The sequence below is a fragment of the Devosia sp. FJ2-5-3 genome (genome assembly GCF_029201545.1).
GTDB lineage: Bacteria > Pseudomonadota > Alphaproteobacteria > Rhizobiales > Devosiaceae > Devosia.
In genome coordinates this window covers 4,086,150-4,107,181 of sequence record NZ_CP104007.1, presented here as the reverse complement: position 1 = coordinate 4,107,181, position 21,032 = coordinate 4,086,150, and the positions used below count along the sequence as shown (strand labels likewise).

19 protein-coding genes and 1 pseudogene are annotated in these 21,032 nt (G+C 64.1%); 8 read left to right on the top strand and 12 right to left on the bottom strand.

Annotation, left to right across the window (positions count from 1 at the left end; all coding sequences use genetic code 11):
- Positions 1 to 363, top strand: a complete 363-nt coding sequence (rpsP, locus tag N0P34_RS19660; protein WP_275604892.1) for a 30S ribosomal protein S16 — start codon at positions 1 to 3, stop codon at positions 361 to 363.
- A 299-nt stretch (positions 364 to 662) separates the two neighbouring features.
- Here the strand turns inward: rpsP and N0P34_RS19655 are convergent, their stop codons facing one another.
- The 4 genes from N0P34_RS19655 to N0P34_RS19640 all read right to left on the bottom strand — a co-directional run bounded on the left by N0P34_RS19655 (position 663) and on the right by N0P34_RS19640 (position 4,220).
- Positions 663 to 2,915, bottom strand: a complete 2,253-nt coding sequence (locus N0P34_RS19655) for an excinuclease ABC subunit UvrA (RefSeq protein WP_275604891.1) — start codon at positions 2,913 to 2,915, stop codon at positions 663 to 665.
- 96 nt (positions 2,916 to 3,011) lie between these two features.
- Positions 3,012 to 3,398, bottom strand: coding sequence for a DUF1801 domain-containing protein (locus N0P34_RS19650; protein WP_275604890.1), 387 nt, complete (start codon positions 3,396 to 3,398; stop codon positions 3,012 to 3,014).
- Between the two features lie 76 nt (positions 3,399 to 3,474).
- On the bottom strand, positions 3,475 to 3,888 hold the full coding sequence (locus tag N0P34_RS19645; RefSeq protein WP_275607036.1) for an SRPBCC domain-containing protein: 414 nt from the start codon (positions 3,886 to 3,888) through the stop codon (positions 3,475 to 3,477).
- A gap of 5 nt (positions 3,889 to 3,893) precedes the next feature.
- Entirely contained in the window at positions 3,894 to 4,220 is a 327-nt protein-coding gene (locus N0P34_RS19640) for a metalloregulator ArsR/SmtB family transcription factor (protein ID WP_275604889.1), read from the bottom strand.
- Positions 4,221 to 4,497: 277 nt separating this feature from the next.
- On the opposite strand from N0P34_RS19640, the gene N0P34_RS19635 reads away from it, so the two are divergent.
- The 5 genes and pseudogenes from N0P34_RS19635 to N0P34_RS19615 form a co-directional block, all read left to right on the top strand.
- Positions 4,498 to 4,935: a hypothetical protein gene (locus tag N0P34_RS19635; RefSeq protein ID WP_275604888.1), complete on the top strand. Its 438-nt coding sequence runs from the start codon at positions 4,498 to 4,500 to the stop codon at positions 4,933 to 4,935.
- Complete coding sequence (locus N0P34_RS19630; RefSeq protein ID WP_275604887.1) at positions 4,932 to 5,411, top strand: glycosyltransferase; 480 nt, start codon at positions 4,932 to 4,934, stop codon at positions 5,409 to 5,411. The genes N0P34_RS19635 and N0P34_RS19630 overlap by 4 nt, the downstream gene beginning before the upstream one ends.
- A 76-nt stretch (positions 5,412 to 5,487) precedes the next feature.
- Positions 5,488 to 5,751, top strand: coding sequence for a hypothetical protein (locus N0P34_RS19625; RefSeq protein WP_275604886.1), 264 nt, complete (start codon positions 5,488 to 5,490; stop codon positions 5,749 to 5,751).
- Positions 5,751 to 6,683, top strand: coding sequence for a hypothetical protein (locus N0P34_RS19620; protein WP_275604885.1), 933 nt, complete (start codon positions 5,751 to 5,753; stop codon positions 6,681 to 6,683). The genes N0P34_RS19625 and N0P34_RS19620 overlap by 1 nt, the downstream gene beginning before the upstream one ends.
- Positions 6,680 to 7,855, top strand: a pseudogene (locus N0P34_RS19615) (VpsF family polysaccharide biosynthesis protein); the annotation flags it as partial. The gene N0P34_RS19620 and the pseudogene N0P34_RS19615, both read left to right, overlap by 4 nt.
- Before the next feature lie 55 nt (positions 7,856 to 7,910).
- On the opposite strand, the gene N0P34_RS19610 reads toward N0P34_RS19615, so the two are convergent.
- Genes N0P34_RS19610 through N0P34_RS19580 form a run of 7 tightly spaced genes read right to left on the bottom strand, consistent with a single transcriptional unit; the run spans position 7,911 to position 15,839 of the window.
- On the bottom strand, positions 7,911 to 9,056 hold the full coding sequence (locus N0P34_RS19610; RefSeq protein WP_275604884.1) for a glycosyltransferase family 4 protein: 1,146 nt from the start codon (positions 9,054 to 9,056) through the stop codon (positions 7,911 to 7,913).
- Positions 9,053 to 10,039, bottom strand: coding sequence for a glycosyltransferase family 2 protein (locus tag N0P34_RS19605; RefSeq protein ID WP_275604883.1), 987 nt, complete (start codon positions 10,037 to 10,039; stop codon positions 9,053 to 9,055). The genes N0P34_RS19610 and N0P34_RS19605 overlap by 4 nt, the downstream gene beginning before the upstream one ends.
- Positions 10,029 to 11,426, bottom strand: coding sequence for a polysaccharide biosynthesis C-terminal domain-containing protein (locus N0P34_RS19600; protein WP_275604882.1), 1,398 nt, complete (start codon positions 11,424 to 11,426; stop codon positions 10,029 to 10,031). The genes N0P34_RS19605 and N0P34_RS19600 overlap by 11 nt, the downstream gene beginning before the upstream one ends.
- Positions 11,427 to 11,486: 60 nt before the next feature.
- Positions 11,487 to 12,602, bottom strand: coding sequence for a glycosyltransferase (locus N0P34_RS19595; protein ID WP_275604881.1), 1,116 nt, complete (start codon positions 12,600 to 12,602; stop codon positions 11,487 to 11,489).
- Positions 12,603 to 12,639: 37 nt separating this feature from the next.
- Positions 12,640 to 13,659 (bottom strand): NAD-dependent epimerase/dehydratase family protein, encoded by a 1,020-nt coding sequence (locus N0P34_RS19590; protein WP_275604880.1) that lies wholly within the window; start codon positions 13,657 to 13,659, stop codon positions 12,640 to 12,642.
- Positions 13,656 to 15,002, bottom strand: a complete 1,347-nt coding sequence (locus N0P34_RS19585) for a UDP-glucose/GDP-mannose dehydrogenase family protein (protein WP_275604879.1) — start codon at positions 15,000 to 15,002, stop codon at positions 13,656 to 13,658. The genes N0P34_RS19590 and N0P34_RS19585 overlap by 4 nt, the downstream gene beginning before the upstream one ends.
- Positions 15,003 to 15,026: 24 nt before the next feature.
- Positions 15,027 to 15,839: an alpha/beta hydrolase gene (locus tag N0P34_RS19580; RefSeq protein WP_275604878.1), complete on the bottom strand. Its 813-nt coding sequence runs from the start codon at positions 15,837 to 15,839 to the stop codon at positions 15,027 to 15,029.
- Between the two features lie 129 nt (positions 15,840 to 15,968).
- Between N0P34_RS19580 and N0P34_RS19575 the strand changes: the two genes are divergently transcribed.
- Together N0P34_RS19575 and N0P34_RS19570 are read left to right on the top strand one after the other, a co-directional pair.
- Positions 15,969 to 17,075, top strand: a complete 1,107-nt coding sequence (locus N0P34_RS19575) for a LuxR C-terminal-related transcriptional regulator (protein WP_275604877.1) — start codon at positions 15,969 to 15,971, stop codon at positions 17,073 to 17,075.
- Positions 17,076 to 17,185: 110 nt separating this feature from the next.
- The gene (locus N0P34_RS19570) at positions 17,186 to 18,562 is read left to right on the top strand and encodes a DUF4214 domain-containing protein (RefSeq protein ID WP_275604876.1); all 1,377 of its coding nucleotides are present in this window, start codon (positions 17,186 to 17,188) and stop codon (positions 18,560 to 18,562) included.
- 49 nt (positions 18,563 to 18,611) lie between these two features.
- Here the strand turns inward: N0P34_RS19570 and N0P34_RS19565 are convergent, their stop codons facing one another.
- A complete protein-coding gene (locus N0P34_RS19565) occupies positions 18,612 to 20,915 on the bottom strand; it encodes a Tex family protein (RefSeq protein WP_275604875.1) in 2,304 nt (767 codons plus the stop codon).
- Positions 20,916 to 21,032 lie beyond the last annotated feature (117 nt).

Below are 21,032 nucleotides of genomic sequence, written 5' to 3'. Positions count from 1 at the left end.
ATGTCCCTCAAGATCCGTCTGGCCCGTGGTGGCTCCAAGAAGCGCCCTTTCTACCAGATCGTCATTGCTGATGCCCGTTCGCCGCGCGACGGCCGCTTCATCGAGAAGATCGGCACGTTCAACCCGCTGCTCGCCAAGGACGACGAAAAGCGCGTCGTGCTGAACACCGAGCGCGCCCAGCATTGGGTCAGCGTTGGCGCCCAGCCGACCGACCGCGTCCTGCGCTTCCTCGACGTTGCCGGTATCGTCAAGCGCGACGCCCGCAACAACCCGAACAAGGGCGAGCCCGGCGAAAAGGCCAAGGAACGCGCTGAAGAGAAGGCCGCCAAGGCCGCAGCCGTCGCCGAAGGCGCCGCTGAATAATTTTCGGTCCTGGCTTTTGCCGGAACACGAAAAAGACCCCGGTGTCGCCACCGGGGTCTTTTGTTTTTTTGGGGTTTCTGGCACGGGCGGCCGTCAGCGCTCCCTACAAGCCCCCACCCCCTCTTCCTTCCCTTCTCCCCTGAGGGGAGAAGGTGCCCCGCAGGGGCGGATGAGGGGTTCAGACTGTCAGTTCATCACCGATAGGACCTCACCCCTCACCCTGCAATTTTTGCTGAACGCAAAAATTGCTGTCCCTCTCCCTCAAGGGGAGAGGGGCGAAAGAGCCGAAGCGCTTCCTGTCAGCCCATTTTGGCCAGATATTGCCCCGTTACCGAGCTTTCCGCCCGTGCCAGATCGGCCGGCACGCCCTCGAACTGAACCGCGCCGCCTTCGTGGCCGGCCCCGGGCCCCAGATCGATCACCCAGTCCGATCGCGCAATCACATCGCGATTGTGCTCGATGACAATAACCGTCGAGCCCGCATCGACGAGCCGATCGAACAGCCCGATCAGCGTATCGACATCGTTCATGTGCAGGCCCGTCGTCGGCTCGTCGAGCACATAGATATTGCCCTGTTTGCCGAGTTCGGCCGCGAGCTTGAGCCGCTGCCGCTCGCCCCCTGACAGCGTCGAAAGCGGCTGGCCGAGGGTCAGATAGCCCAGCCCCACGTCCACGAGGCCGCGCAGGATTTTGGCGATCGCCGCTTCGGTGAAAAAACCCGCCGCATCCTCGATGCTCATCTCATAGACATCGGCGATGGATTTGCCGCGCAGACGGTGCGCGATGACTTCGGGTACGAAGCGCTTGCCCTCGCAGGTCTCGCAGATGGTCACCATCGGGTCGAGATGGGCGAGATCGGTGAAGATCACCCCCAGCCCGTTGCAATCCGGGCAGGCGCCCTTGGAATTGGCCGAGAACAGCGACGCGTCCACCCCATTGGCCTTGGCGAAGGCCTTTCGCACGCCATCCAGAATGCCGGTATAGGTGGCCGTATTGGACCGGCGCGAGCCGCGCGCCAGATTCTGGTCGATGATGATCGTGTCCGGATAGGCCAATGGCAGGCAGCCCTGGATGAGGCTCGATTTCCCCGATCCGGCGACCCCGGTGACCGCGGTGAGCACCCCGCGCGGAATGGCCACCGACACATTTTTCAGATTGTTGAGCTGGGCCCCTTCGATCCGCAGCGCCTCGCCCTGCGGCTTGCGCACCTTGTCCTTGATCGGCTGGTGGGTGTTCATGTGCCGGCCGGTCAGCGTGCCCGAGGTCAGCAGCCCGGCAAAATCGCCCTCATAGACCACCTCGCCGCCCTTGGATCCGGCCAGCGGTCCCATATCGACGACATGGTCGGCAATGGCGATCATGTCGGGCTTGTGCTCGACGATCAGCACGGTGTTGCCCTTGTCGCGCAATTGCACCATCAGCCCGGCCAGCCGCCCCACATCGTGCGGATGCAGGCCCACCGAAGGCTCGTCGAACACATAGGTGATATCGGTCAGCGACGAGCCGAGATGCCTGACCATCTTGACCCGCTGGCTCTCCCCGCCCGAAAGCGTGGCGCTTTCCCGGTCGAGGCTGAGATAGCCGAGGCCTATGGTGACGAGATTGTCGAGCCGGGCGGCCAGTGCCGCCAGCATGGGGCGCACTTCCCTTGCGTCGATCTCGCGCACCAATCCGGCCAGATCCGACACCTGCATGGCCGAAAGCTCGGCAATATTGTGCCGCCCGATCCGGCTTTCGCGCGCCGCCTTGTTGAGCCGTGCGCCCTGGCAGACCGGGCAAATGGCGCGGGTGAAAATCGCATCATATTCGCGGCGCACATGGGGCTGCAGAGTGTCGGGATCTTTCGAGCCCAGCCCCTTCTTGAGCTTGGTGACGACACCCTCATAGGTCAGCCCGATCTTGCCCACCTTGATCTTGCGACCATCGTCGAGATGGAAGAGGTTTTCCCGCTCCTGGGGGGAATATTGCGATATCGGCTTGTCCATGTCGAACAGGCCGGAATTGGCATAAATCTCCCAATACCAGCTATCGACCGCATAATCCTTGGGCAGCAGCGCCCCGCCATTGAGCGATCTGGTTTCGTCGATCACCGCCGCCATGTTCATGGCCGCGACCTGCCCGATGCCCTCGCAGTCCGGGCACATGCCGCGCGGGTCATTGTAGGAATAGAGCCCCGGCGGCCCCAGCCGCGGTTCGGCCAGGCGCGAGAACAGCACACGCAGCATCTGCGCCGTATCGGTCACCGTCGCCACCGTGGACCGCGAATTGCCGCCCAGCCGCTGCTGGTCGACAATGATGGCGGCCGAGATATTTTCCAGCTGGTCGGCGTCGGGCTGGCCATATTTGGGCATGAATTGCTGGACGAAGGCCGGATAGGTCTCGTTGATCAGGCGCTGGCTCTCGGCCGCGATCGTGCCGAAGACCAGCGAGGATTTTCCCGATCCCGAAACCCCGGTGAAGACCGTGATCCTGCGCTTGGGAATATCGAGCGACACGCCCTTGAGATTGTTTTCGCGCGCGCCGCGAACGATGATCGAGCCGTATTCGGCCATTGTGTCCCCCAGTTTTCATGTTGGGCGACACAATGCCGGCCCCGCCCGTCACGACGCGTCAGCAGGCCCCGTTTCGACGGCCTCGACGATTTCCGGTCAGCTTCCTGCCGCTTTCCTGATCATCGCGATGATCTGCTTTTCCTCCGCCTCGCCCAGTTTGAGCACAGCATAGGATGTGGGCCACATATTGCCCTCGTCGAGCTTGGCATTGGGATTGAACCCGAATGTGGCATAACGCTCGGTGAATTTGTCGGCGGCCTTGAAAAAGCACACCGCCTTGCCGTTCTCGTCGGCCCAGGCCGGCATGCCATACCAGGTTTTTGGCGTGAGGCCCGGTGCATGGGTGGTCACCAGTTCATGCAGTCGCTCGGCAATCTTTCGGTCCGTCCCTTCCATCTCCTCGACCTTGGCGAGAAGTTCGGCGAGGCCATCGGCCTTCTTGCCTTTCTTGCGCTCCTTCTTGGCCTTCTTGCATTGCTGCAATTTCGGTGTCCGAGAATACACCCTCATCCTCGTCATTATTGCGTTTGGCCATGTCTCTTCTCCTTCCCCTGTGGGTTCATTCGAGCGTGGCGACCACTGCGTCCAGCTTGGCGAAAAACTGTTTCCAGGACGCCAGGGCGCCCTTGTAGGCCCGGTCCTGGTCGGGCCGGAACCCGGCCTGCTCCATGCGCAGAAGCGTGCCGCTCGACACCGGCTCCAGCGTGAAAGTCACCACGCTTTCCAGCCCGAAGGCCGACCAGCTATAGGACAGCGTCCGGTTCGGTTCGATCTCCAGCACCTGGCAGTCGATGACGATGTCGACATCCGGGTTGGGCTGCCGGCGAAAGGTGAATTTGCGGCCGATCTCGGGCGCAAAATCATTGCCCATCAGCCACTCTTCCAGAAGATGCGGCTGGGTCAGCGCCCGCCAGATTTTCTCCGGCGGATGGGCAATTTCCCGCTCGACGATGGCGCTGCGGATCTGTGGAATTTCGGTCACTGGTCCATCCTTCCCAAAAGCCCTTCCAGTGCATCGAACCTGGCTTCCCAGAAGCTGGACATTTCCCTTGTCCAGTCCGTCAGCGGGGCGAGCGCCTCCGGCAGCGCCGTGTAGTGGGTTTGCCGTCCCTGCTGGCGGTCCCGCACCAGTCCGGCCTGCTTGAGCACGCCCAGATGCTTGGAAACGGCGGGCTGTGAAATGCCTGCCTGCGCCGTGAGGGCGCCGACGGTCTGCTCGCCCTGGCGGCAAAGGCGCTCGAATATGGCGCGCCGCGTCGGGTCAGCAAGAGATCGAAACAGAATGTCGGGCTGCTCTTGTGTCATTGATAACTCGGAGGCTATGGGTTAATTCATAACCGCGCGGCTATGGGTATGTCAATGCCATCCCGGAGGGTAATCTTCACGGGAAGTTGAAATCGCAAGACGTCTAGAGAATTACTCCGCGCGGAAAATTACTGTGGCCAATCAAGGGGTGACCTCCGTAGAAAAGCGTAAATATTTACCTTGATTTATTGAATTGACGCTGCCTAACTGATGATCAGGCAAGGTTTTCCTGGATGCCTTTTTGAGGCGAGAGGGGCGTGCGGTGAGTAAATGTGTATTGGTCGTTACTTCCGGCGGCGGGCATTGGGTTGAGTTTCGCCGCCTCGCCCCCGCGCTCAACGGCCTCGATGTCAGCTTCGCAAGTGTGCGCCCGGAATATGCCAAACAGGTCGAAGGGCATCCCTATTACCTGCTGCCCGATTTTCATCGTCGCAATTTGTGGGCGCTGCCCTTTGCAGTTTTCACCACCACCAATCTCGTCCTGAGGCTGCGTCCGGAAGTGGTCGTTTCCACCGGCGCTGCCCCCGGCCTTCTGGCTTTGGCCCTCGCCAAATGGCTGGTCGGCTCCCGCACCATCTGGATCGACAGCCTGGCCAATGCGGAAACGCTCTCCGGTTCCGGCAAATTGGCCCGGGTCGTCGCCGACGTCTGGCTGACCCAATGGGGCCATCTCGCCCGCGAGAAGGGGCCTTATTTCTGGGGGGCCGTCGTATGATCCTCGTCACCGTGGGCTCGCTCCTGCCGTTCGACCGGCTGATTACCCTGATGGACGATTGGGCCGCCAGGCACCCGCAGATAAAGGTTTTTGCCCAGATCGGCTCCGGCCGCTACGTGCCGCGCCATATGCAATTTCTGCGCATGGAGGAGAACGATGCCTTTCTTCTCCGGCTCGAGCGCGCTTCCCTCGTCGTCGCCCATGCCGGCATCGGCACAATTCTCGATGCCACCGCATTGGGCAAACCCATGGTTCTCGTGCCCCGCCGCGCCGAATGGGGTGAACACACCACCGATCACCAGAGCCAGACGGCCCGCACCTTGCTCGGCCGGCCCGGTATCGCCATCTGCGATCGGGTCAGCGACATCTCCCGCTGCATTCGCGACGTGACCGGCGCCACCAGCCGTCAGGACGGTTTTTCCAATGCAGCGCCGGCAGACTTCATCGCCCGGCTGAGGACGGCTCTATTGGCTTAGGGCCGGAACTGCAACTTGTCCCCGCCGGGCGCGGCGACACCTAGACTTCGCCTCGATAACCCCGAGGAGTTTGACCATGCCCGACCGTTTCCAGACCCTGTCGCCCGGCCTTGACGCACCGGCCAGCCACGGTTTTGCCGTCACGCCGCACGACAGCAATGATTTGTCCGAAGTGACCCGTGCCCTCTATGTCGGCGGCGCCGGCGCCCTGGCCGTCGTGCTGGCCTCGGGAGCCAGCGTCACACTTTCCGGCATCGCCGGCGGCACCATCCTGCCGCTGCGCCTGCGCCAGGTTAAGGCCACCGGCACGACCGCGACCCTGCTGGTGGGGCTCGTCTGATGCTGGGCCTGTCCCTGGGCATCGGCGGCCTTTCAACGGCACAATGGTGGCCGGCCAGTGCCGGCTTTGCCGCAGATTTCATCGCGCGCCGGTTTCGACGCGCCGGCAATGCCATCCCATCGGCCGACGCCTGTGATTTTGCCCGCAGCAGCAAGAAATGGGCGCGCAGCGCCGATGGCAATTGGCGCGAATTCGACGCTGACATCATGGCGACAACCGATCTCGGGCTGAGCCTCGAGCCGGCGGGCACCAATCTCGCCAGTCCGGGTCCCGCGGGGGCATCGGTCGGCATTGTGGGTAGCGGCGGCGCCCTGCCCACTGGCTGGGTGGCCAATGGCGCGCTCACCACCCAGATTATTTCGGTGACCACGCTTCTGGGCCTGCCCGCCGTCCGGCTGCGCATATCGGGCACGGCCGCCTCGACCTTTTACGAAATCGGCTTCACCCCGTCGATGATGGGGCTCGATGCCTCCAAAGCCTGTTCGGCCTCCATTTTCGCCCAGTGTCACAGCGAAATCGTGCCGCTGGTGGAACTGCGCCAGGGCAATTCCAGCGATGGCTTTGTCGCCGTCAATTCGCTCAGCCCGGCGCTGAGCGCCACGGCGCGGCGTTCCGAGCTCAATCTGACCACCCAATCCACCACCGCCAGGGGTAAGCTGCGCCTCGCGCTCAATCTCACCATCGGCAATGTCTATCTGGTCGAGCTGACCATTGCCTGCCCGCAACTGGAAACGGGCGCCGCGCCGAGCTCGCCCCTGCTTGCGGCACGAAGTGCCGATGCGCTCGATCTCAAATTGCCCGAGAGTGCCTTCGATATTGTGGTTCATCACGACAGCGCACCGATTTCGGCGCTGACCGCGACGCAAACGCCCTATCGCGTGCCCACCAGCCTTGCCCGTCCGATCAGGACGATACTGGCACAAGCGTCATGATGAGGGGCGCGACCGCAGCTGGCCCGACGCTCCGGACCCTGCGGCCGCGCTCCCCCATTTCGGGCCTGTACCGCTTCACGCTCATGGCGGCGGTGTTTTCGGCATTCCTCTTTTCGCCGGCGCTGCTCTATGTGCTGGGCATCAATTATGCTGGCCAGGGCGGCAATCCGCTGGAAAAAATCCATGTCGCCACGGTGCTTGGGCTGGTTGCGCTGGGGCTGTCTGTCCTCGTGACGGGAAAAATGCGCTTCATCGGCCTGTCGCCCCGCACATTCTTCAGCCTCATCGCACTCATCGCCTTCGCCACGGTCCAATTGCTTATCCTTGGCCGGCCGGCTTCGGGGCTCCTCGTCACCTTTCTTACCCCCATCCTGCTGCTCTATCTCGTCACGACGATCCCCGCGGACCTCTTCCGCTTCCTGCGCTGCGCAATCATGGTGCTGCTGATCGCCAATTCCTTCACCGGCCTTGCCGAATTCGTGTTCGGCATCAAGCTGCTGCCCCATGTGGCCGGAGCCATAGAAATCCGCGGCGACGGCAGGGCACTTGGCCTTGTCGGCCATCCGCTCACCGCCGCCTTCCTCGCCGGCATCGCGCTGGTCCATCTGGTCGTGAACGGCGCCATTGCCGGTTTTCGCCGTATGGCGCTGCCCGAGATCGCACTCCACGCCCTGGCGCTGCTCGCCTTCGGCGGACGGCTCGCGCTGCTCGCCACTCTTTCGATCCTGATCGTCTTCGTGCTCTGTGATCGGGCGGCGCTGTCGCGGCTGCCCGCTCGGCAGCGCGTCCTCATGCGCGCAACGCTGGTTCTGGGCGTGGTGGCGGGCGTTCTGGCCGCCTCGGCGTCCGGGCTCGCAGACCAGGTGCTCACGCGCTTTGCCGAGGATGGCGGCAGCACCGCGACGCGCTGGGCCGCGCTCAAGCTTGCCTTCCATCTCCCCCCGGACGCCCTCTTTTTTGGTCTTGCCCCGGGTCCGCGCGCCGACATGCTGGTCGCTTTCGCTACGCCCTACGGCATCGAGATCACCTGGATCGGCTGGCTCGTCGATTACGGCCTTTTCATCGCGCTGGCGCTATTGGCGGCGCTTGTTCTCATCCTTCGGGCCTGCCTCAGGGGCGGCACCCGGGTGCACGCCTACATGACCGCCTATTTCCTCATCTGCATCAGCGGCGCGCAGGGGCTGGGCGCCAAATCCTTGCTGCTCGCCTGGATGGTCGTGCTGCTGCTCACCCTGCGTCCGCAGTCGGACCATAGGTCAGCCCCGCGCAGCGCTGCCATGTCAGGCTCTCGGCCCGTGCCCGCGCCCCGCGTCCAAGGTGCGCCCGCAATTGACTATCGTCGGCAAGGCGCAACAGCGCATTGGCAAGCGCTGCGACATCGCCGGGCGGAACGACGAGGCCACTGATCCCGTCATGCACGACTTCGGCCACGCCCCCCACATCCCCGGCAATCAGCGGCAATCCTTGCGACCCCGCCTCGAGCAGCACCAACCCGAACCCCTCGACCTGCCCGTCTGCACCTGATCCCCCCGGCAGGCAGAAAATATCGCTGGCCGCCACGAGCGCCATCACATCCGCCCGGTCGAGGCCGCGGTAGCGGCGCACATCTACCGGCGAGGCCGCAATCGCCGCCTCCAGCTCGTTGCGATAGTCGTCCTCGCAGTCCGGTCCGGCAATGACATAGACGAGGCTGTCCCGAACCCGCTCGGGCAATCGCGCCAGCGCCTCCAGCGCCGCAAGATGGCCCTTGCGCCGTGTCACCCGCGCCAGCGTCAGCACGATGAGCCGATCCCCAGGCAGAGCCAGTCTTGCCCGATCGTCGCGCTTGCCCTGGTGCGCCAGCCAATCGGCGTCGACGCCCAGATGCACGAAGCCGCTTCGCTCCGGCGGCAGTTCGGGAAAATGCCGGCAAAAAAGCGCATGCGTGAAGCCGCTTACGCCCAAAACCCGGTAATCCCCCTGCCAAACGCCGGTGGCGGACATCGCCAGGCGCCGTGTCGGCCGGGCCATATGCGCGATCTCCGATCCGTGAACGCTGTAGAGCCGCGGCACGCGTCGCGCGGCCAGCGCCGCCGGCAGGAAAAACGGCCAGTCCATGGCATGGACGAGATCGAATTGGCCTTGCCCCACCAGACGTCGCGCCAAGGTGATTTTCCCCGGCACGTCTTTCGCCCGATGCGGGCCGCCCGAATAGCGGATGATTTCAAACGGAAACTCCCGACGATCCGATGCCCCATGCTCCCCGTCATAGTCGGGCGCAGCCAGAACAATGTCATGGCCGAGTTCGGTCGCCGCCCGCGCCAGCCCCGCTGCATAGGTGCCGATCCCACCCCTGAACGGCGCGAATTCGCTGGTCAGCGCCAATATCTTCATCGCCCGAATTCCGGCCAGACCAGCGCCAGCAGCCCCCGCGGCGCGGCCAGCAGCACCAGCCCCGCACCCCAGAGCCGCATCCGGCGCAAGGGGGTGAGCCCGTGATAGCCCGCCGCCTGCCGCATCAGCGTCAGAAAGAGGGCCATCAGGCTCTTTCCGGGGAGAACATCCCTCTCGCCCATCCGCCGCAAGGCCATCGCATTGCGCAGATGATAGGGCGAGAGGAAGCGAAAGCCCCCATCCGGCCCTGTCTCCTGACCCTGCGCCAGCACAATCCCGCGCCGCTGCGACAGGGCGTTTTCGACATTGTGCCGCAGCGCCGCCCGGCTCCATCCGGGCCGGGATACATTTCGCCCATGCCTGCGGTAAAACCCCTGCACACCCTCCAGCGCCACGACGCGGCCCGAAAACGGCGCGGAAAAAATCAGGAAACCGTCGAAGTACCGGCGCCGGTCTTCCGGCGTCACCAGCGCAAACATGTTTCGGCAATGCGCGGCGGAAAACGCGTTCCCCGAGTTGGGCGCGCTGGGGAAATCGCCATGCCGCAAGACGTGCTGCCTGTGGCCATCCGCCAAAAAGGGCTGCTCGGGCAGAACGCCCGATCCTCCGCTCTCACGGCCCCGGCATTCGAGCGCAAACTGATAGAGCGCAATATCGGGAGCATAAGCATCGGCGATCCGGCTGCACACCTCGGGCAGGAGGCCATCATCGGCATCGAGAAAGACGATGACCCCGCCTCGCGCCACCGCGAGCCCGGCCATCGCCGCCCCGGTCTGCCCCTGATTGTCCTGGTAGATGGCTTTTATCCCGGCAAAACTGGCCATGATGTCCCGCGATCCATCGGTCGATCCGTCATCGACCACGATCACTTCCACCCGCCCATGGCTTTGCCCCAGCGCCGAGCCGATCGCATCGCCGAGATAGGCGCCATAATTGTAATTGGTGATGATGATCGAGATGTCCGGCGCGTGCTCATCCGCCATGCGGCGCCACCCGGCCTGGCCATGCCCCCAGCACCCAGAGAGCCAGCGGTACGGCCAGAGCAAATGTCGTCCCCAGTCGCAGTGCCGCGCCCGCCGCCGGCATGAGCAACGCGACGCCGCCACAAGCCAACGCCACGATTACGGCCGGACCCGATACAGCCACCAGTGCCACCCATGAGCCAGGAAATTTCAACCATTCCCGCGCCTGCCAAAAGCTGACGCAAAGCACGGTCAGCGCCCCCGCGGCAAAGGACGCCGCCGCCCCGATCCCTCCCCATGCCGGCACCAGCAGCATGGCCATGGCGACGGACACGGCCGCCCCCGCACCCAGCCCGATCATCTGCCGCCAATAGCGCCCCTCGATCAAAAGGAGCGTGTCGGTCAACCCGTTCTTGAGATTGAGCGCCACCGCGCCCAATCCGATGATCGGCAGCAGCATCGCCGCCTCTTCGCGATAGGCCTCGGGCAGGAGCAGGTCGACGAGATCATGCCGCGTCAGCACCAGCCCGACATAGCCCGCCAGCAATACGCCGATCAGGATGCGGGCCTGCTCCCCCAGCCGCCCGCCCCAATCCCCCCGGGCCCGTGCTGCCACCAGCGCCGGAAAACCCCCGGCATTGACGGCATTGGTGGCGATATCGAACCCCTGTCGCCCCAGCGCGGAACTGGTGGCATAGGGCGCCAGCGCCGCAGGCGAAGCGGAAAACCCCAGCATCAGCCGGTCGATGGATCCGATGGCAAAATTGAGCGCCGCCAGCGCCATCAAGGGCGGCGCCATGGCGATCATTTCGGGCAGGGCAGGGCGCTGGTCCTCGCCGCCAAGACCGGTTCGGCCCTGCCAGAGCGCCACCCCGCCAACCGTCGCCGTGATTGCGACGACGACACCGGCAACAAAAATCCAGTCTTGGCCCGACGCCATCGCCCAGATTGCCGCTGGCGCCATGACCAGCCCGCGCAGCGCTTCGAGCAGGCCATGCTGCCGCGCTCGCCCCCTCATCTGCAGCAGCGCCAGCCCACATTTGAAGAGGGAGATCGCCGCGATATAGGCCAGTACTGCGCCGATAAAGGCCCCGGCCACCCCGCCCGCCACTGCCAGTCCAATAAGGCTCGCCAGAACCGATGCGCCAAGAATCCCGGCCAGCCAGAAACGGAGACAAAGCCGCGCCGTCTCGAGCGAAATCAGCCCCTGCGCCGAACCCTGCCGCAGCAGAAAAATGCGCAGCCAGTTGAGAAAAATGCCTTCGCAAACCTCGCCCACCAGCAGCACCAGCGCCAATAGCCCGGTGGAAGCGGGGGCGAGCAGATGCGCCGCGCCGATCAGCACGGCAAATCCTGCCAGCCGCGCCAATATCATGGCCGGCAAATAGGTCAGAACCTGCCCCAGCATCTGTCCCGCCTGAACCCTGTCCCCGTAGGCAGGGAACAGTGCCGGCAGCACGATGGCAAGTCAGTTTTTGTATTTCGGAAGAAGATCGAGCAATATTTCTTCGAATTGTGCGACGGAATTGCCCGATGAATATTGCCGGGATGCTGCGCGCAGCGCGTCCGGGTCCAGCTTGTGGTCCAGCGCATAATCGAGTTTTTCGGCAATCGCCTGCGCATCGCCGATCGGCGCGAGATAACCCAATGTGCCGTCCCGGCCGATGATCTGCGCCGGCCCGCTCGGGCTGTCGGTGGCCACAATGGTGGCGCCACAGGCGAGCGCCTCGATGATAACCGTGGGCAGCCCCTCCCAGAGCGAGGTCAGCACGAACACATCCGCCCGCGCCATCCAGCGATAGGGATTGGCGTCAAAGCCGATGAAGTCCACCGCCTGGTCCACATCCAGCTCCGCCGCCAGCGCTTCGAGCTGTGTCCGCTCCTCGCCACCCCCGATAATCACCAGCCGCGCCTCCGCGCGCTTTTCGTGCAACAGCGCAAAGGCGCGGAGCAGCGTGGCAAAATCCTTTTGCGGCGCCAGCCGCCCCACCGCCACCAGCAGCCGATAGGGTCCCTCCACCCATTCGTGGTGCAGCGGATGCGCGGCGGCTTTTTCCAGCGCCGCGCTCACGACGGGATTGTGCAACACCACTATCCGGTCCCGCGCAATGCCGCTCGCCGCCGCGAGGCTATCGGCGGTTTCCTCCGACACGGCGAGAATGCGATCCGCCCTGGTATAGAGCCAGGGCGCCAGCCGCAGCGACAGGCCATACCAGTCAAAACGTCCCTGCCGCCGCTCGGCCCGCGTATCGCTGCGCTCCGAGATGATGATTTTCGGCTTGTGCCGCGCCAGCATCCGCGCCACCAGCGCCGCGCAATTATAGTTCGGCATGGCCGTGTAGATCGCGTCCGGCTTGTCCCGGTCGATCATCCGCGCCAGCGCCCAGACCAGCTGCCAGGGGTTGGCCGATGCCGCCCGATGCACCAAAACCCCTTCGGGCACGGCGAATTCCATATTCTCGGTGCGGGCAATGAGAAATTCGATCCTCCAGCCGCGCTGCACCAGCCCCTCGGCCAGGCGCAGCATGTTGTTCTGCACCCCGCCATTGCCGAGATCGCGATAGAAAAACAGGATTGTCTTCATCCGGCGCCTCTCCCGTTTCTGTCGCGGCATCAGGCGATCAGGCCGCTCCGCCGCCCTTCCAGTCCCGATACCAGTCGATGAAAGCCTTGACCCCATCCTCGATCCGCGTCGTCGGCTGCTGCCCGGTCAGCGCCGCGAGCAGGCGCGCATCCGCCTCCGTCGCCGTCACATCCCCCGCCTGCATCGGCAGCATGCGCTTTTGCGCCTCTCTGCCCATCTGCCGCTCGATGGTTCCGATGAAATCCATCAGCTCCACCGGCTGCCCGCCGGCGATGTTGACGCTGCGCCACGGGGCAACAGGGGAGAGGCTATCCGCCACCCCCGCGCGCGCCGCCGGCCTGCCCGCCTGCGGCACCGCATCGAACAGCGCGATGATCGAGGCGACGAGATCATCGACATAGGTAAAATCGCGTCGCATCTTGCCCATGCCATAAATGTCTATGGGCTCACCCTCCTCGATGGCCGACACGAATTTGAACAGCGCCATGTCCGGCCGCCCCCAGGGGCCGTAGACGGTAAAGAAGCGGAAGCAGGTCGTCGGCACATCGAACAGATGGGCATAGGAGTGGCTCATCGCCTCGCCCGCCTTCTTGGTGGCGGCATAGAGCGAGACGGGAAAATCGGTCCGGTCGGCCTCGGCGAAGGGAAAATCCTCATTGCCGCCATAGACCGAGGAGGTCGAGGCAAAAAGGAAATGCCGCACCCTGGTTCTGCGCAGCGCTTCGAGCAGGTTGAACGTCCCCGCCAGATTGGCACTGACATAGGCCTCCGGCGCCTCGAGGCTGTAGCGCACCCCCGCCTGGGCGGCCAGATGCACCACAATATCGGGCGCGAAGCCGGAAATCTCGCCCTCGAGCCGCGCCCCATCCTCCAGCATCGCCTCGACCGCCGTGAAGCGGTTCGCCTCTGCCAGAATGGCGTGCCGCGCCCGTTTCAGCGCCACATCATAATAGGGCGTCATCCCGTCATAGCCGACCACCTCATGCCCATCGGCGAGAAGCTGCCGCGCCAGGTGGAAGCCGATGAATCCCGCCGTTCCGGTGATAAAAACCCTCATTCCGCAGCGGCCCTTCGCTCGGTGCCCTTCCCGCTCCCCTTGGGGCGGCCGATGCTGAAATAGGCAAAGCCGGCCGCTTCCATTTCCTTGTCGCGATAGACATTGCGCAGATCGACGAACACCGGCTTGGCCATCAATCCGCGCAGCCGCGCAAGATCGAGCGAGCGGAACGCGTTCCACTCGGTCACCAGCACCATCCCATCCACGCCTTCGGCCGCGTCATATTCGTCATGGGCAAACACCACGCCCTCCAGCATGCCCCGCGCCGCCTCCATTCCCTCGGGGTCATAGGCGCGAACCCAGGCGCCCGCCGTCTGCAGATCTTCGATCAGCGTGAGGGCCGGAGATTCGCGCAGATCGTCCGTATTGGGCTTAAAGGTGAGGCCGAGGATCCCGATCCGCTTGCCCGAGACATCCCCGCCCATGGCCGCAATGACCCGCCCGGCCATGCCCGCCTTGCGCCGTGCATTGCTGGCGACCACCGTTTCCACCAGCGGCACCGGGCTGCCGAAATCCTCGCCGATCCGCACCAGCGCCAGCGTGTCCTTGGGAAAGCACGATCCGCCATAGCCCGGCCCGGCATTGAGGAATTTGGATCCGATCCGCCCGTCGAGCCCGATCCCCCGCGCCAGATCCTGCACATTGGCCCCGGTCTTTTCGCACAGATCGGCCATTTCGTTGATGAAGGCGATCTTCATGGCCAGAAACGCATTGCCGGCATATTTGGTCAGCTCAGCGGTCCGCCGGTCGACGAACAGCAGCGGCGGCGCATTGAGCGACAGCGGTCGGTAGATTTCCGTCATCACCGCCTGGGCCCGCTCGTCTTCCACGCCCAAAAGAATGCGGTCGGGCCGCTTGAAATCCTCGATGGCCGCGCCCTCGCGCAGGAATTCGGGGTTGGAGACCACCGCGATATCCGCATTGGGATTGGTCTGCCGCATGATAGCCTCCACCTTGTCGCCCGTCCCCACAGGAACGGTTGATTTGGTCACCACCACCGTAAATCCGGAAATCGCCCCGGCAATTTCGGCCGCCGCCGCCTCGACGAAGCTGAGGTCGGCGTGCCCATCGCCCCGGCGCGACGGCGTGCCCACGGCGATGAACACCACGTCCGCTGCGGCCACGGCCGGTTTCAGCGCGGTCGAAAAATGCAGCCGCCCGCCCTTCACATTTTCTGTCACCAGCGCCTCGAGCCCCGGCTCGAAAATCGGCATCTTCCCGGCGTCGAGCGCGGCAATGCGCCCCCCATCCTGGTCGACGCACACCACCTCATGGCCAAAATCGGCAAAGCAGGCCCCGCTCACCAGCCCCACATAGCCGCTGCCGATCATGGCAATACGCATGAAAAAACCACTCCGCCTGCGCCCTCAGTCCCCGAACACAGTTTTCGCCAGCTGACCGAGCAGCGCGTTGAACGCCTCCGGCCGGCTGAAGAAAGGTGCGTGCCCCGCGCCTTCGATCCGATATGTCCTGCCGGACCATAGATTGGCATAGGCAAGGCTGTCGACATAGTCGAGATCGATGAACCGGTCCTCGGCGCCGTTGACGATGGCGAGCGGCACGGGGCAGTTTTCCGCCAGCGCCCTTTGCTCCCCTGCCGCGGGGTCAAAGAGGCCCGCCGCCAGATGCCGCCGCATATTCGGATCGGTGCGGCGCACGGCATCGCGCCACATCGGGTCCGTCCCGTGCCCATCGCTCAGCGCATCGGCAAATTCGGCGATCTGGGTCTCGCTCATCTCCCCGACAAAGGAAAGCGCCGCCACCGGGTCGGGCCGATAGGCCTCGCCGATCCGGGCGGGATCTCGGCTGTAGGGCGGCGTGCCGACAATCATCGCCCCGGCCATGGCGTGGCTCCGCGTCATCTCCAGCACGATGTGACCACCAAGCGAAGTTCCCACCACCAGCGGATGGGCGATCCCCAGCCGCTCCAGCGCCGCCCCCACTATCTCGGCAAAGCCAACCAGCCCATAGAGCGAGAGATCGGTCAGGTCGTCCGAGCCGCCATGGCCGGGCAGGTCGATAGCCGTCACCCGTGCCCGATTGCCCAGATCGCCAAGCTGATGGACGAAAATGTCGCCACATGTGGAATTGGAGTGGAGCAAGACCAGATCGGGTCCCGCGCCGGGACTTTGGCTGTAAGCAACGCGCCCTGTGGTCAGCTGCACATAATCTTTCGGCATAGCGGCCCCCCTCAAACCAATTATTTCGAACAGTGCACGGATATAATCTTCTCATCGATAGGGGACGGGCCGCGTTCGAAATAAACCGCGGCCGAGATTGGGTCTTCCTTTGGGGCGCTGATGCGGGAAATGGATCCGAGACGACTGAAGATTCTGGTCGACACGATCTATTCTGCCGCCATTGGGGCGGCTGGCTGGCCGGCCTTGCTCGAACAGTTCCAGCGTGAATTCGACCACGCCTATATTTCCCTCCACGGACATGATCTTACCACCCGGAACAATATCGGCATTCTCGGCAGTGGCTATTCCGAGCCCTATCTCGCTTCCTTTCGCCAGCACTACGCCCAGCTCAATCCCTGGTCGGCCCGGGCTGCAAGCGCGCCCATAGGCGTCGCGCTGACGTCCGAATCCCTGCTGCCCACCGAGCATTTGCGCCGGACCGAATGGTACAATGACTGGGTGCGCCCCCAGGAAGATATCGGCACCGGGGTCGGCATCACGCTGATGCGCGACAGGAGGCGCATTTTCCGCATCTCCTGCAATATCCGCCTGGCCGATCGCGATCGCCTCCAGCCGCGCATCGTGGATACGCTCAACGCCACGGCCCCGCATTTGCGGCGCGCCTTTGCCATCTATCACAATGCCCGCACCCGTTCCGAAAGCCGCGCCGAAGCGCTCGACATGTTTGCCGGCGCCGCCTTCCTGGTCGGGGTCGATCGTCGCATCCATTTCTTCAACGCTCTGGCGCGCGGAATAATGTCTGGTCCCGCCGGCGCATTGGCCTGTCGGGAGGGGCGGCTCGGCTTTGTCGATCAGCGCGCCCAGGGTTGGCTCGAACGGGTGCTGCGCCAGTTCGCCAGCCGCCAGCTCTCCGTAGCAGGCCGCGCCCTCAGTTTGCGTGCGGCGAACGGGGACGCCTCTCACGCCTTTCGGGTGCTGCCCGCTCCCCCAATGATCGGAGCAGTAGGCCGGGCAGACTATTTCGATCCGGGCCATGCCCTGGCCCTTGTCCTCATCTCCCCCCAGGGCGATCGATTGGCAGGCAACCCACTCAGCCGCCGGGAGGCGGATGTGCTGGCGCGCCTTGCGCAGGGCATGGCCAATGACCGGATCGCCTTTGCGCTCGGGATCAAGTCCGAGACGGTTAACCTCCACATCATGTCCGCCCGACGCCGCCTTGGCGCCCGCACCCGCGAAGAAGCAATAGCCATCGCCGTGCGGCGCAATCTGATCTAGCCGCCACCCCTATCAGTTCTGATAGCTGTCATCCCGGTCCATCCCCCGACTAGCCTCCCTACGGGCGCTCCGCGCGCCGCAGGCAATAAAGGCAAGCAAAGGGGTACATCATGGTTGATATCAGAGGCACAAATGGCCCCGACCAATTGGTCGGCGGCATGGACGACGACTGGTTCCACGACTTGGGCGACGGCGCCGATTTCATAGATGGCGGCGGCGCCGGCTGGGACGGCATGTCCTACGAACATGACGGGGGCACTCGGGGCGTGGTCGCGACCTGGAATGGCGACGGCAGTGGCACCGTCGTCGATACCTTTGGAAACACGGACAGTTTTGTCGGGCTCCGGGGGATCACGGGTTCACGTTTCGCCGATACGATGACTGTCCAGGCGGGCGCCGAAATCCTCTTCGATGGCAGTTTTGGGTCCGACACCTACAGCGTCGATGCGCCGCAATGGGCGACTTTGACCTATGGCTGGCTCTACGACCGGGACGACCCGATAGGCAGCCGTCCGGACTTCGTCGGCGTGCATATCAAGCTGGGCGAAGGCAAGATCTACAAGTTCAACGGTGATGTCGACACCATCAATGTCACCGAGCACATGGAATTTCGCGGCACATTCTTCCACGACGTCATCGAAGGCGCCAATGACGGAATTGCAACGGGCCTGATAGGCCTCAGTGGATCAGATCTCATCATCGCCGGCGACACCCGCGACTATGTTGATTACGTCCGCGAGGGAGAACACATCGGCAGTGGTTTCAATATCAACCTCGCCACCGGTCAGGCCACCAATACCGTCAACGGCGACGTCGACACCCTTGTCGGCTTTACCGAGGCGCAAGGTTCCGATTTCGACGACGTCATCATCGGCAATGACCAGAGCAATTTCCTCGTCGGCAATGATGGCAATGACATAATCGAAGGCGGTGCCGGTCGCGACTTCGCCGCCTTCTGGGATCGCGGCCAAGGCGATCTGCAAATCTCCGGCATAGGAACCGACACGGTCACTGTTGTGGATCTTGTGGGCGATCTGAGCACCGATACCCTCACCAATATCGAACGCATCGTTTTTGGCTTTGACGGTGTGCTCGCCATCGATATCAACGGCAATGCCGGCCAGGCCTACCGCCTCTATCAGGCAGCCTTCGATCGAACGCCCGACCAGGACGGTCTCAAGTTCTGGATCAACCGGCTCGATCGGAGCGAAGACGATGTGATGAGCGCCTCCCGCCATTTCCTCGCTTCCGACGAATTCATCGACACCTACGGCACCGAGGACACCGTCAGCAACGAGAACTTCGTCGAACTGCTCTACCGCCACACGCTGGGCCGCGAATACGAACAGGGTGGCTATGATTATTGGGTCGGACGGCTCGCCAGCGGCGATGGCACGCGCAGCGATCTCCTGGCCCATTTTTCAGAGAGCGCCGAGAACAAGGACCGCGTCTTCGATCAGATCAGCGACGGCATCTGGTTGGGCTGAACGGCCCCGGGGGAGGCGCGGACGCTCCAGTGCGTCCGCGCCGTCATTGCTACTTCTTGCGCATCGCGGCATTGAGAGCCGCTCCCAATGCCCCATTGCCCTTGTCGGGCGCAGTGCCCGGCCGGCCGGCGGGGCGCGCATTCGGCCTGCCCCTGTCGGATCGTGCCTCGTGCGGGGCGGGCCCATCCCCGTCCTTCCGCATGGAGAGCGCGATGCGTTTTCGCGCCACATCCACTTCCACCACGCGCACTTTGACCACGTCGCCCGCCTTGACCACCTCGTGCGGGTCCTTGACGAATTTGTCCGCCAGCTGGGACACGTGCACCAGCCCGTCCTGGTGCACGCCGATATCGACGAACGCCCCGAAGGCGGCGACATTGGTAACGGTGCCTTCCAGCATCATGCCGGGTTTGAGGTGCTTGATCTCATCGATGCCCTCGGCAAAATTCGCCGTCTTGAAAGCGGGGCGCGGATCGCGACCGGGCTTTTCCAGTTCGGCCAGAATATCCTTCACCGTCGGCAGGCCGAACCGCTCATCGACGAAGACGCGCGGATCGAGCGCCTTGAGCGCGGCGCTGTCGCCCATCAGCGCCCGCACATCGCGCCCGCAGGCCGAAACGATCTTGCGTGCCACGCCATAGGCTTCCGGGTGCACCGCCGAAGCGTCGAGCGGCTCGGCGCCGTCGCGAATGCGCAAGAAGCCCGCGCTCTGCTCGAATGTGCGCTGGCCCAGCCGCGCCACGTCGAGCAATTGCTTGCGGCTCTTGAACGGCCCATTGGCGTCGCGGTGGGCGACGATTGCCTGGGCGATGGACCCGCCGAGCCCCGACACCCGGGCCAGAAGCGGCGCCGAGGCGGTGTTGAGATCGACCCCCACCGCGTTCACCGCGTCTTCCACCACCGTGTCGAGCATTTGCGCCAGCCGATACTGGTCGACATCGTGCTGATACTGGCCGACGCCGATGGATTTGGGCTCGATTTTCACCAGTTCCGCCAGCGGGTCCTGAAGGCGCCGGGCAATCGACACCGCCCCGCGCAGCGACACGTCGAGCCCGGGGAATTCCGCCGCCGCCGCTTCCGAGGCTGAATAGACCGAGGCCCCGGCTTCCGAAACGATCACCTTGGTGGGTTTCGGCGACGGCATCAGCGCCAGCATGTCGGCGACAAGCTTTTCGGTCTCGCGGCTGCCCGTGCCATTGCCGATGGCGATCAGCTCCACCCCATGGGCGACAATGAGCTTGGCCAGTTCCGCCTGGGTTCCCGAAATATCGTTGCGCGGCTGGAAGGGATAGACCGTCGAGGTCGCGATCAGCTTGCCGGTCGCATCGACCACCGCCACCTTCACCCCGGTGCGAATGCCGGGGTCGAGCCCCATGGTTGTCCGCGTGCCCGCCGGAGCGGCCAGCAGCAGATCCTTCAGATTGCGCGCAAAGACGCGGATCGCCTCTTCGTCCGAGCGTTCGCGCAGATCGCTCATCAGCGCGAGAGACAGGCTCATCGAGAGTTTTATCCGCCAGGTCCAGGCCGCCGCGTCGAGCAACCATTTGTCGCCCGGCAGGCTGGAGTCGATGCCGAAGGCGGCCGCGATCATCCGCACCGCCGGCTTGACCGGGGAGGGATCGTCGGCGTCCACCTCGATGTCGAGATTGAGGATGTCCTCATTGCGCCCGCGCAGCATGGCCAGCGCCCGATGGCTCGGCACCGTCGACCATTTCTCGAAGTGGTCGAAATAGTCGGAGAATTTTGCCCCGTCCTGTTCCTTGCCGGTGACGACGCGCGAGCGCAGCACGGCGCGCTCTTTCATGTAAGTGCGCAAGCGCCCCAAGAGCTCTGCATTCTCCGAAAAGCGCTCGGCGAAAATGTCCCGCGCGCCTTCGAGCGCTGCCTTGGTGTCGGGCACCGCTTCGGTGACATAAGCTTCCGCCAGCGCCACCGGCTCGGCCCGGCGATCCTCGAAAATGGCATCGGCCAGCGGCCCCAGCCCCTTTTCGCGGGCGATTTCCGCCTTGGTGCGGCGCTTGGTCTTATAGGGCAGGTAAAGGTCTTCGAGCTCCGCCTTGGTCGGCGCCTTGCCGATGGCCGCCTCCAGTTCCGGGGTGAGCTTGCCCTGGTCGCGGATCGAGCCCAGCACGCTTTCGCGCCGCGCTTCGAGTTCGCGCAGATAGCTCAACCGCTCGGCCAAGAGACGCAATTGCGTATCGTCGAGCCCGCCCGTCACTTCCTTGCGATAGCGCGCCACGAACGGCACGGTCGCGCCCTCGTCGAGCAGCGCAATGGCGGCAATGGCCTGCTGGGGCCTTGCCCCGATATCGAGGGCAATACGATTGGCAATGTCTTGCGTCAGGGTGGCCATGGCAGTCCGGAATCAGTTTTTTTCTCAGTGCCGGACCATAGTCGCCTTGCCGCCCATTCCCAAATCCCATCCCGCCGCGTCAGGAGCACTTGTGGATAGCGGGTCCCTTGCCCACCC